Below are 11658 nucleotides of genomic sequence, written 5' to 3'. Positions count from 1 at the left end.
TATGTTAACAGAACAAGAAGTAATAACAATTGCCCAAAATTATGTATTAGAAAGAAGTCAACAAAGCGGATACGATCTTGTTATCTTGGATAATGCAGAAATTAAAAAGCCTTACGGAATTATATTTCGCTATAATACTAAAAAATTTAATCTAACTAGGAATTTTAATGATAAGACATTGCTTGGTAATACCCCATTTTTGGTAGAAAATATGACTGGAAAAATTATAATATTTGGTTCTTCAAGAGAATTAGATTATTATATACAAGAATATGAAGCCGGAAGATGGCCGGATATGCCAAGACTTAGCGATTTTCAATAATTTACAACCACCTTCGGGTGGTTTTTTCATAAAAAAACACATTATATTCGTTTCCTTTAAGGTATTATTCGAAAGCTGGTGTAAAGGTTCTTTTAAAAGATGGTATTAAAAATGTAACCAACTATTCTTCTACTTTTGAGAAATTAAATGTTCTTTTTGTAGAGAATGCACAGAAAGAAATAGCTGTACTTTATAAAGGTAAAAAATTCTTTCAAGCGAATTCTGCTGGAAGAACGGGTAAATTTTTAGATTATCTTTACAAAAAAGCTGGAGGTAATATTGCAAAGCTGGAAGAAGAGATGAACCGCCTTGCAGGAATGGCAGAAAATCTTCCCCCTCGTATTAGTATAACAGCAGAAGAGTTTGAAGCAGGATGGAAAGCTCTTCAGGAAGCAATAAATGAAGGTAAAATTACAGCTGAAAACGCAATAGATTATATTTATGAAGTACTACTATATTTTAATCATCATGTAGTAAATGGAGAAGTCGTAATGATTTCTAATACTAACTGTGTAAATGTGGTGAAAAAAGTTGTAGAATACTTGAAAACTGGTAAAATATCAAGCGCTTTACCCTCTGAAGGACAATAAGTCGTGTTGTTAGAAGAAATTTATGGTAGTAAATTTACTGAAATAGCTGAAATAGGAGATCTAAAAGGAACAAATGGAATGCAGGATGGAGAAATAGGGATTATCTATGCCTACAATACCAATTCTACAACTATTAGAGGTCATGTTTTTAATATTGTTAAGAAAAATAACAGGTTGATTCTGCCTGACGGACAGTTTGGAGTATTAGCCAAGACAGGAGATTATAAATATTTGAATATCTAAAAGTAAAATAAATTATGTTAAGTAATGAAAAAATGGATAAAGTCGCAGAAAGATATGTAAAAAAGATATCTGAAAATATAAACGTAGAGTTAATTATTCCCAAAGACGTTATAATTGATAAATCTTATGGAAGAATTTATTTTTATGGAGCTAAAGATTACAAGAAACATCGATTAGCAGGAAACGGGCCTTTTCTTGTTAGAAATGATACAGGTATTGTTATTCCATTTGGCACTGCTATGGATGTTGATTACTATATTAAAGGATATGAGGATGGTACTTGGAAACCTGCGTCATATGGCGTTTGGGATCCTAATTAAAAGAATTCTAATAACCGAATTAAAGATTAAAATACCTAAATAAATGTTATGAATAAAGATGAATTAATAAACAAGGTAAAAAAATTATCTAGATAATAAGGAAAAAAAAATTATCTAAATTCCTTAAAATATAAAGGTTATAGAGAAAACTTTAAGCAAATTGATGGAAGTGAAAAATCTGTACATGTTGTTTCTTATATGGTTTCTATTTCTAATCAACAATATGATAATGATTCTTTTTATTTCGTTCATATTGATGCTAAAACTAATAAGCTGTTGTATATTATCGGACCACAGTTCATTGAAATGATAGAATAGTAACTTTTTATCAAAACCACTTCTGAAGTAAGTAAGAAGTAGTTTTTTATACATAAACATATTCATGATGTAACAGAATATTAATGATAAATGAACATTACCATGCAGATGAAATACATAAAATAGGTTTTGATAAATATGTGAAAGCCCCCCTGCTGCCGCACGAATCCCTTCGTGTGGCTTTTATTTTAAAAACTAGTCAAAAGTTTTATCTTTATAAAAACATAAAGATGAGCCGAAATTACAAATTCCACAATCCCGAAGGATTATACTTTATAAGTTTTGCGGTTGCAGGCTGGTTAGATGTATTTATCCGAAATGAATATAAGGAAATTCTTTTAGAAAGTTTAAGATTTTGCCAAAAGAATAAAGGTCTGGAAATACATGCATGGTGCATTATGTCTAGTCATGTACATTTGATTTTTCGAAGTGTAAACGGGCAAAAACCCGAACTTCTGATTGGTGATTTAAAGAGATTTACAAGCAAGGCAATTGTACAAGCCATCAAAGAAAACCCAACGGAAAGCAGAAAAGAATTTTTATTGGATTTCTTTCTTAAAGAAGGCTCAAAAAGTTCAAATGTAAAACAATATCAATTTTGGAGACACGACAATAAACCGATTGAATTGTGGAGCAACAAAGTAATCAATCAAAAAATAAATTATGTACACCAAAATCCGGTTGAGGCAGGTTTGGTTTTTCGAGCAGAGGATTATAGATACAGCAGCGCAATAGATTATTCTGATGGGAAAGGACTTTTGGATAATATTGTGGTTTTTAGAATGTTTGATCTATAGGATCACTGACCACACGAAAGGATTCGTGCGGCAGCAAGCGAATTAATAATTTTGAAGAAAATGCTAGGAGATAAAGTTAAAATTAGAATAAAGTCTGTGGATCATATAAAAGGAACACAAGATTTAGAAGTATTTTTAGATATACAAAAATAAGTATTATGGAAATAAAATTTTTAAAAAAAATGTTGAAATATCCGACATTGAGGAATTGGACAAACCAAGGTATGTTATTAGAAGAAATAAAGAGATTAGAAACCATATATAACAACGGAAGTCCATTCCCTCAGTCTTTAAGAGAATTTCTTTATATAGCAGGAAAACAGTCTAATTTAGGAGATATAGATAGAGGATCTGGTTATGAATGGATGCAAAGCGAAGCCGAAAAACAGTTAAAAGAATGGAAACAAGAAATAATTAGACCATACTTTGTGATTTCTCAGCTTGATAAATGTGAAATTTTTAGTTTTATTTATTTAGATGAAAATTTTTCAGATCCATATATTTATACATGTTTGCCTGCGTATGTAGATGAAGGAGAACCTTTAATTTCGTCAAAACCACAAAAGACCTTTAGCAATTACATAATTGTATGTCTAGAAAGAACTATTGTTGAGGATGATGAATTATTTAAAACTAAATAATTGGAAATAGAATATTTAAATAAATTAGAAGAATACTTAAAGCAGAACAATATTTTAGAAAAATCAGGTATTCCCTTATCAGAAATAGAAAAATTGGAAACTTTAAACAATATTACTTTTCCAAAAGCTTACAAAGAGTATTTAACCTTAACAGGAAAATATTTTAGACCGATTAGTTCAACAGGATTGAGTTCTATGTTTGAGTTTGTTAATGATAAAACTAAAATGGCAAAAGCAAATCTGAAAGAATACGGCTTAGAAAAATTAATTACTAAGGATTTCTGGGTAATAGCCGAGATGGATGGCTCTGTATTTATCCATTATATATTTTTGGATGAAGGAGATAATCCACCAGTTTACACTTTGGATATGGAAGGTTATACAGAACTTTCAGATATGAAGGATGAGTTTTATGGTAAAACGACCAATTCGTTTTCAGATTATGTAGAAGTATATATAGAAAACTACGATCCAAACTACGATTAAATTTTTAACCCCCGCTGCCGCACGATTGTATCGTGTGGCTTTTTCTTTTAAGTCTATATTCTCTCAGAATGTATTATTCTTTATCTTTATAAAAACATATAATGATGAGTAGAAATTACAAATTCCATAATCCAGAAGGTTTATATTTCATAAGCTTTGCTGTTGTAGGCTGGTTAGATGTATTTATCCGAAATGAATACAAAGAAATTCTTTTAGAAAATTTAAGATTTTGCCAAAAGAATAAAGGTTTAGAAGTATATGCATGGTGCATTATGTCAAGCCATGTACATTTGGTTTTTCGAAGTATCGATAATCAGAAACCTGAACTGCTGATTGGTGATTTCAAACGATTTACGAGTAAAGCAATTGTACAAGCCATCAAAGAAAATCCAACCGAAAGGAGAAAAGAATTTTTATTAGATTTTTTTCTTAGAGAAGATTCAAAAAGTTCAAATGTAAAACAATATCAATTTTGGAGACACGACAATAAACCTATTGAGTTGTGGAGCAATCATGTAATCAATCAAAAAATAAATTATGTACACCAAAATCCGGTTGAGGCAGATTTGGTTTTTCGAACAGAGGATTATAGATACAGCAGCGCAATAGATTATTCTGATGAGAAAGGACTTTTGGATGATATTGTGGTTTTTAGAATGTTTGATTTTTAAGATTAATGACCACACGAAAGGATTCGTGCGGCAGCGAGGGGGATTTAGATATTTAAAAGTAAGATAATAACAATTTAAAATTAATTTTATGTTAACAGACCAAGAAATGTTAGTAATAGCAGAACGTTATTTAAAAAGTAAAGGAGAACATTTTGGTGGGGAGGATATAGAAGTTATGGTAGAAACAGATAGTATTATTAAAAAGCCTTATGGTAATATTTATTATTACGATTCTAAAGAATATATTTTAACTGGAAATTTTAATAAGTCATTAGTGGGCAACGCTCCGTTTCTAGTAGAAAATAAACCTAATGGTAGAGTGATTTGTTTTGGAACTTCAAATAACTTAGAATATTTTATAAAAGCCTATGAAAATGGAACAATGACACCAAGTTTAGACCTTTACTGGTATCCTGATGAAGATAGGTTCGATTATAAGTAATCAATTATAGACTTTAAATAGCAGTAGTAATTTTCACTGCTGCTATTTCTATTTTTAATAGCTTAAAAACAGAAAAATCCTCCGCTGCCGCACGATTGTATCGTGTGGCTTTTCTTTTAAGTCTACATTCTCTCAGAATGTATTATTCTTTATCTTTATAAAAACATATAATGATGAGTAGAAATTACAAATTCCATAATCCAGAAGGTTTATATTTCATAAGCTTTGCTGTTGTAGGCTGGTTAGATGTATTTATCCGAAATGAATACAAAGAAATTCTTTTAGAAAGTATAAAGTTTTGTCAGAAACCAAAAGATTAATTATGTTCATCAAAACCCAGTTGAAGCGGGTTTGGTTTTTTCGTGCGGAAGATTATAAATACAGCAATGCAATAGATTATTCCGATGAAAAAGGACTTTTGGATGATGTTGTGGTTTTAGAATGTTTGATTTTTAAGGTAACTGACCACACGAAAGGATTCGTGCGGCAGCGTGGGGAGAAATTCTTTTATATGATAAAACTTCCATAGAATCTAAAAACTTTGAAAGAGATTATAGACAGTTTCAGTATACAAAAGCAGGTAAAATTAAAAATTAAAATTATGCTAACAAATCAAGAAATGCTAAAGATAGCAGAACAATTTACTAGAAAAATAGTGGACAAGAATTTTGCACCAAATATTGTATTGGAAGAGGCTATTGAAAAACCATACGGCAATATTTATCGTTATCAGTCAAAAGAATTTCTTTTGACAAAAGACATTTATAAAGCAATAACGCCTGCTACTCCTTTTCTAGTGGAAAAAAAGACAGGAAGAGTTGTTAATTTTGCTTCGGCAATGAGCTTAGAGAATAATATAAAAGCCTATGAAAATGGGACTATGTCAAGAGCTTCAGATACCTATTGGTATCCTGATGAGGACAGATTTTCTTCTAAATAATTTCATAATTTTTTTCGGTAGAGAAGAAAGTTTTATGATAAGGTACAAACGGGAGAAATTCTTTTATGTGATAAAACTTCTATATAATCTAAAAACTTTGAAAGAGGTTATAGACAATTTAAGTATACAAAAGCAGGTAAAATAAAAAAATAGAATATTATGTTAACAGACCAAGAAATGCTCGCAATAGCAGAACGTTATTTAAAAAAGTCGAAAGAATTAGGAGGAACAAAGCTTGAAATTGTAATATTGCATGAGGAAACAATTAAAAAACCTTATGGTAATATTTATTATTGTCAATCAAAAGAATTTCTTTTAACAAGGGATTTCAATAAAGTACTAACTGGTAACCCCCCCTTTTTAGTAGAAAAAAATACAGGTAGAGTGGTTAGTTTTGGTACAAGAATGAGATTAGAAAATTATTTACAAGCCTACGAAAATGGAACCATGTCTACCGCTTCAAATACCTATTGGTATCCTGATGAGGACAGATTTTCTTCTAAATAATCTAAGATTTCATAATTAATAGTAGCCGCAACTTTACCGTTGCGGTTTTTTGGAAAAAGAAAAGACAGTATAACTGGAAGTATTGTTGGTCGTTATATAGTAGCAGTAAAGGTAGAGAAGAAAGTTTACTTATTAGAAGGACAGACGGGAGAAATTCTTTTATATGATAAAACTTCCATAGAATCTAAAAATTTTGAAAGAGACTATAGACAATTTAAGTATACAAAAGCAGGTAAAATAAAAAAATAGAATATTATGTTAACAGACCAAGAAATGCTCCCCCCGCTGCCCCCCGCTACCGCACGAATCCCTTCGTGTGGCTTTTTTAATTTCAACCAACCCATTTAAAAACAAATTCCAAAAACTTTTCAAGAAAAAATAAAACACGACATTATTTGTCGCATTTGTCACATATATTTGTTTTAGAAACTATACCCCCCGCTGCCGCACGATTGTATCGTGTGGCTTTTTCTTTTAAGTCTACATTCTCTAAGAATGTATTATTTTTCACTTTTATAAAAACATATAATGATGAGTAGAAATTAGAAATTACAAATTTCATAATCCAAAAGGATTATGCTTCATAAGTTTTGCAGTTGTAGGTTGGCTGGATATATTTTATCCGAGAACAATACCAAAAATTCTTTTAGAAAAATTAACAATATAACTCAACAGTAAAATTCAATTTCAAAATAAATCTAAAAAAGCCTCTGCCATTTTGACATAAAGATAATTTTAAATTTTATTCTAAATACAAAAAGCATACAGCGACCATATAGCGATAATACAGCGATAGCTTCATGACAAAATGACAAATTCAGAATATTTTAGCTTAAAATTTATCTATAAAAATAAAACACGACAAGATTTGTCGTAGTAAGCGTATATATTTGTAATAGAAACTTAAAGCAATGAAAAAAGACTTTTACCTTACAAGATATGCCTTAATCATCAAGAAATTAGAAAGTGCTCCCGCAACGTATTCCCAACTGGAAGATTATCTTTTGAACTCTTTTGAGTTTCAGGATGCAGATATCAAAAGCTACTCCATTCGAACGTTGCAAAGAGATATCCGAGAGATTTCCAATCTTTTTAATCTTTCCATTCACAACAAAAAAAAAGGTGATAATCGTTATTACATCGAAAGCCGTCCGATGATGGAAGTCGATGAGTATAACCAAAAGTTGCTCGAGTCTTTTCAGGTAAGCAACGCTTTAAACAATCATCCCGATTTTGCCAATCATATCTTTTTTGAGAGCCGAAAACCAAGCGGAGCCGAAAATTTTTATGATCTTTTTTTCGCCATTCGCAACAAAAGAATTGTTTTGTTTGAGCATTACAATTTTAAAAATAAACTGATGACTTCCCGAAAAGTTCATCCTTTAGCCTTGAAAGAATCCAAAGACCGATGGTATCTTATTGCGATTGACACGAAAGACAAATCATTAAAATCTTTTGGCTTAGACCGGATCAATTATCTGGATGTAACTTCTCAGAAATTCAGAGAAAAATATAAATACAATTTCAGGGAGCATTTTAAAAATGCTTTTGGAGTCATGAATCTTACCGAGCAGAATCCGCAGAAGATTGTTCTGAAATGCAGCCGTCATCAGGGAGAATACATCAGAAGTTTCCCATTGCACCAGTCACAGAAAGAAACAAAAGAGACACCTGAAGAGATCTATTTTGAGTTTTTCTTACACCCAACTTACGATTTTATGCAGGAAATTTTATCATACGGAAAAGAAGTAAGAGTTTTAGAACCGGTAAGTTTAGTTGAAGACATTAAAAAACATTTGCAGGAATCGCTGAATAATTATTTTGAAAATTAAAATCAAATCTGTTTTTGCATCTTTTTTGATTACATTTACGTATAATTAGAATCCATTGAAATCGTTATACCTGTTTTTAATCTTTGTTTCAACATTTTGTTTCTCCCAACAGACCGAGGAATTCAGAATGGTGAAGCATTACTATAATCAACACAGAACTTTACTCAATAATGAGTTTAAGAAAAAATTCGATGCAGAAAGCAATCCGCTCTACAAATCGGCTGTGAAGAATGATTTTCTGTTTTTCATGAAAAAGATGGACAGTATTGAAAATGTTGCCCTCATCGCCGCCCTATTGAAAGTAAAAAATCTTGAGGATATCAAAAGGCTGAATCCTGAGAAAAATACTCTTCAAAACGCTGAATTTTCTAAAACGATTGATAAAACAGCCGATTATCCCGGCGGAATCAATGCTTTAAGAAAAGAAGTTGCCCAGCTTTTTTACGGAGAAGGCGTTTATTCTGAAACCGGAAGCGCAAAAACCAATGTTGGTTTTATCGTTGAAAAAGATGGCACCGTAAGCAATGTAAAAGCAGAAGGTGATAATTTTACCTTTAACAGACAAGCTGAAATAGCAGTCTACTCTATTTCCGAGAAATTTTCGCCCGCTTATACCAACGGAACTCCTGTAAGATACAGATTCAGACTACCTTTGGCCCTGAATTTTGAATGATTTATATTTAAATTAACTCCAAAATATATTTAATGAAAAGCTTAGTTTTGCACTAAGCTTTTATTTTTATGTTTACGGACGAATATTTTATGAAAATGGCTTTGCAGGAAGCCGAAATAGCCTTAGAAAAAGATGAGGTTCCTATTGGCTGTGTTGTGGTTTCAAATAACCGTGTGATTGCAAGATCGCACAACCTTACTGAAACGTTAAACGATGTTACGGCACATGCGGAAATGCAGGCTATAACTTCTGCTGCTAATTATTTAGGCGGAAAATATCTGATCAACTGTACTTTGTACGTGACTTTAGAGCCTTGTGTCATGTGTTCCGGAGCACTTTCCTGGGCGCAGATTTCAAAGGTTGTCATCGGAGCAAGAGACGAGCAGCGAGGATTTATCAATAAAAACCTTTCCCTTCATCCCAAAACAGAAATCGTTACCGGAATTATGGAAAATGAATGCTCATCGATTGTAAAAGAATTTTTTAAATCTAAGAGATAGTTGAGACTAAGGCTGAGGTTGAAACTAAAATATGCAATAAGATTTTCATTAACCTTAATCTTAGCCTCAATCTAATTTATAATCTTTCCCAAGAAAATAAAGCCCTTTCAAGGTATGAAGTCGGTCTGTGATATGAATTTTTTCGGTTAAAGGCTTGTAAACATGAGAAACTCCGCCGGTTGCAATGACAAAACAGTCGTCATTTACTTCATCGTTAATACGATCAATAAAACCTTCCACCATTCCGAGAAATCCGTAAACCATCCCGCTCTGCATACAGGTGACTGTATCTAAACCTAAAACAGATTTTGGCTTTACCAATTCTATTTCAGGAAGCTGGGCGGTCTGACTGATCAGTGAATTTAAAGAAGTAATGATTCCCGGAGCAATTATGACACCCATGGTTTCGCCATCTTCAGCAACACAACTTGCCGTAAGAGCAGTCCCGAAATCTAAAATAATCTTCTTTCTTCCGGGATACAGATTATGGGCCGCAACCAGATTGGCGTAAATATCAGTTCCCATCTGTTTTGATTTTGCAACCACTTCAGAAGGCGTAGTTCGGTCTACAATAACGGGAGAAATCCCATGAATTTTTCTGATGGCAGAAGTTATTTCTCTCGTTAATTGCGGAACCACAGAACCGACAATTACCTTTTTAATATCTTCAGGATTAATTTTATAAGTCTGATACAGAATCAGCATCTGACCATGCAATTCATCTGCAGTACGGTAAGGTTTCGTATTGATGATCCACGAAATATCACAGTTATCATCATCAAAAAGACCAAACCTGATATTGCTGTTTCCAACATTGATTACGATAGAATTCATTGACATATTTTTCAGCCGGAAACTCATCGCAATTCGGAAACTAAAGATGAATATCCTATTAAATTTTTCAGAGGTAAAAATAATACTTTTCTTTAAAAATATTATTTCAATATCAATGAAAATGGTTTATACTTGTAACAGGTTTATTTATCAAACAAATATGAAAAAAATTCTTGTATTTCTTCTTATCATTCAGTCTATATTTGTATTCTCACAGAAAAGCATAAAAATGTACCCTGAAAGAAAAGGTGACACACTCACGTATTATGCAGACAACCAGGAAATTTATCCTGTTTCAATAGTTTTTAATGGTCAACCGGAAGTCGAGAATTTAAAAAAGATGGAGCTCTTTAAAACAACACAGATAATTCCTGCAAAAGCAACAAAATACAAGGTTACTTATTTTGTCGTAAATGATCAGAAAAAAGGCTGGAAACTAAAGAAAATGCCAAGCTATAAAAGCTACATTGGTGATATCACCATAAAAAATTACGACAAAAATTATGTTTACGATCTGCCTTTTCGTAAAGGAAAAGCCCTTTGGATTCACCAAGGCTACAATGGCAGTTTTTCGCATCAGAATGAAAATTCTTTAGATTTTATCATGCCTGAAGGAACTGAAGTTTTGGCTGCAAGAGAAGGTTTAGTCATCGATGTTGTACAGAACAATAATCAAAGCTGCCCCACCAGAAATTGTGCTCCTTATGGAAATTACATTTCGATTCTGCACTCTGACGGAACCATTGCAGAATATTTTCATTTACAGCAAAATGGCGCAAAAGTAAAAATCGGAGATACCGTAACGAAAAGTCAGCCCATCGCATGGAGCGGAAATACAGGGTGGAGCAGTGGACCGCATTTGCATTTTGTAACATTCCTTCCGAGTGCAACCGCAGATAAAAATAGAGTTACGGTAAAAACACTTTTCAAAACCGGACACGGAGATAAATCGGAGTATCTGGAAGAGGGAAAATCTTATGCGAGAGGATATTAAATCCACTAATTAAATTCTGACCTCTTTTAACTGAAAAACATTACTTTTTAAATTTTTTCATGTTATTTACAAGCAACTGATAAAGCTCGTCAAAGTTTATTGCTAAAAAATTAGCAGACATACAAAGTGGTGTATTATGATATTTAAAATTAGTTTTAAGTGATTTTCGTTTTAACCAATGAGTTGTTGAATTAATATAATAAGATGGATTTTTAAGCAAAACAAGAATAAAATTTCCATTATTAATTTTTACAGTTTTGATATCTCTTATGTCTTTCCATGGGATAAATCCTAAACCGAAAATACTTGTATTATCAATAATACCTTTTTCATTAATGATTAATCCCGGATTATTATTAAACAATCTGACAAATAAAATGACAGCCAAAAAACCAAAGAAAATAACAAATAGAATACCTGACAACACACGAGGAATTGGTCTCATTATCCAAGAGCGTCTATGAGAATAATCAATTGATTCTGGTTCGTAAATGATTAGCAACAATCCTAAAGCGACAAATAACAAAGCCCCCAAACACAATAATGTT

General features: G+C 32.0%; 19 protein-coding genes. 17 read left to right on the top strand and 2 right to left on the bottom strand.

What is annotated here, in order from left to right; all coding sequences use genetic code 11:
- The first annotated feature begins 1 nt into the window (after position 1).
- The 16 genes from ACR1PN_RS08480 (at position 2) to ACR1PN_RS08405 (ending at position 9282) form a co-directional block, all read left to right on the top strand.
- Complete coding sequence (locus ACR1PN_RS08480; protein ID WP_433979684.1) at positions 2-322, top strand: hypothetical protein; 321 nt, start codon at positions 2-4, stop codon at positions 320-322.
- A gap of 299 nt (positions 323-621) precedes the next feature.
- Entirely contained in the window at positions 622-912 is a 291-nt protein-coding gene (locus tag ACR1PN_RS08475; RefSeq protein WP_433979683.1) for a hypothetical protein, read from the top strand.
- A 6-nt stretch (positions 913-918) separates the two neighbouring features.
- The gene (locus ACR1PN_RS08470) at positions 919-1155 is read left to right on the top strand and encodes a hypothetical protein (protein ID WP_433979682.1); all 237 of its coding nucleotides are present in this window, start codon (positions 919-921) and stop codon (positions 1153-1155) included.
- A 14-nt stretch (positions 1156-1169) separates the two neighbouring features.
- Positions 1170-1475: a hypothetical protein gene (locus ACR1PN_RS08465; RefSeq protein ID WP_230649845.1), complete on the top strand. Its 306-nt coding sequence runs from the start codon at positions 1170-1172 to the stop codon at positions 1473-1475.
- A gap of 548 nt (positions 1476-2023) precedes the next feature.
- Positions 2024-2590 (top strand): REP-associated tyrosine transposase, encoded by a 567-nt coding sequence (locus tag ACR1PN_RS08460; RefSeq protein ID WP_433979681.1) that lies wholly within the window; start codon positions 2024-2026, stop codon positions 2588-2590.
- 158 nt (positions 2591-2748) lie between these two features.
- Positions 2749-3231, top strand: a complete 483-nt coding sequence (locus ACR1PN_RS08455) for a hypothetical protein (RefSeq protein ID WP_433979680.1) — start codon at positions 2749-2751, stop codon at positions 3229-3231.
- A complete protein-coding gene (locus ACR1PN_RS08450; RefSeq protein ID WP_433979679.1) occupies positions 3232-3717 on the top strand; it encodes an SMI1/KNR4 family protein in 486 nt (161 codons plus the stop codon).
- Between the two features lie 104 nt (positions 3718-3821).
- On the top strand, positions 3822-4388 hold the full coding sequence (locus tag ACR1PN_RS08445; protein WP_433979678.1) for an REP-associated tyrosine transposase: 567 nt from the start codon (positions 3822-3824) through the stop codon (positions 4386-4388).
- A gap of 88 nt (positions 4389-4476) precedes the next feature.
- On the top strand, positions 4477-4830 hold the full coding sequence (locus ACR1PN_RS08440) for a hypothetical protein (protein ID WP_433979677.1): 354 nt from the start codon (positions 4477-4479) through the stop codon (positions 4828-4830).
- A gap of 173 nt (positions 4831-5003) precedes the next feature.
- Positions 5004-5150, top strand: coding sequence for a hypothetical protein (locus tag ACR1PN_RS08435; RefSeq protein ID WP_433979676.1), 147 nt, complete (start codon positions 5004-5006; stop codon positions 5148-5150).
- A 2-nt stretch (positions 5151-5152) separates the two neighbouring features.
- On the top strand, positions 5153-5359 hold the full coding sequence (locus ACR1PN_RS08430) for a hypothetical protein (protein ID WP_433979675.1): 207 nt from the start codon (positions 5153-5155) through the stop codon (positions 5357-5359).
- 12 nt (positions 5360-5371) lie between these two features.
- Entirely contained in the window at positions 5372-5770 is a 399-nt protein-coding gene (locus ACR1PN_RS08425; RefSeq protein ID WP_433979674.1) for a hypothetical protein, read from the top strand.
- Positions 5771-5929: 159 nt separating this feature from the next.
- On the top strand, positions 5930-6277 hold the full coding sequence (locus ACR1PN_RS08420) for a YrhB domain-containing protein (RefSeq protein ID WP_433979673.1): 348 nt from the start codon (positions 5930-5932) through the stop codon (positions 6275-6277).
- Positions 6278-7188: 911 nt separating this feature from the next.
- Positions 7189-8109: a helix-turn-helix transcriptional regulator gene (locus ACR1PN_RS08415; protein WP_433979672.1), complete on the top strand. Its 921-nt coding sequence runs from the start codon at positions 7189-7191 to the stop codon at positions 8107-8109.
- A gap of 55 nt (positions 8110-8164) precedes the next feature.
- Positions 8165-8782 carry an energy transducer TonB gene (locus ACR1PN_RS08410; RefSeq protein WP_433979671.1) on the top strand — a complete coding sequence of 206 codons (618 nt, stop codon included), beginning with the start codon at positions 8165-8167 and terminating at the stop codon, positions 8780-8782.
- Positions 8783-8850: 68 nt separating this feature from the next.
- On the top strand, positions 8851-9282 hold the full coding sequence (locus ACR1PN_RS08405) for a nucleoside deaminase (protein WP_433979670.1): 432 nt from the start codon (positions 8851-8853) through the stop codon (positions 9280-9282).
- A gap of 66 nt (positions 9283-9348) precedes the next feature.
- Here the strand turns inward: ACR1PN_RS08405 and ACR1PN_RS08400 are convergent, their stop codons facing one another.
- Positions 9349-10116: a type III pantothenate kinase gene (locus tag ACR1PN_RS08400; protein WP_433979669.1), complete on the bottom strand. Its 768-nt coding sequence runs from the start codon at positions 10114-10116 to the stop codon at positions 9349-9351.
- Between the two features lie 160 nt (positions 10117-10276).
- Between ACR1PN_RS08400 and ACR1PN_RS08395 the strand changes: the two genes are divergently transcribed.
- Positions 10277-11110: a M23 family metallopeptidase gene (locus tag ACR1PN_RS08395; RefSeq protein ID WP_433979668.1), complete on the top strand. Its 834-nt coding sequence runs from the start codon at positions 10277-10279 to the stop codon at positions 11108-11110.
- A gap of 40 nt (positions 11111-11150) precedes the next feature.
- On the opposite strand, the gene ACR1PN_RS08390 is transcribed toward ACR1PN_RS08395, so the two are convergent.
- Positions 11151-11651 (bottom strand): STM3941 family protein, encoded by a 501-nt coding sequence (locus ACR1PN_RS08390; protein WP_433979667.1) that lies wholly within the window; start codon positions 11649-11651, stop codon positions 11151-11153.
- Positions 11652-11658 lie beyond the last annotated feature (7 nt).

Source organism: Chryseobacterium sp. RLHN22 (assembly GCF_051011795.1).
In the GTDB taxonomy this organism is placed as follows: Bacteria; Bacteroidota; Bacteroidia; order Flavobacteriales; family Weeksellaceae; genus Chryseobacterium; species Chryseobacterium zhengzhouense.
This window is presented reverse-complemented; position numbering and strand designations above follow the sequence as displayed.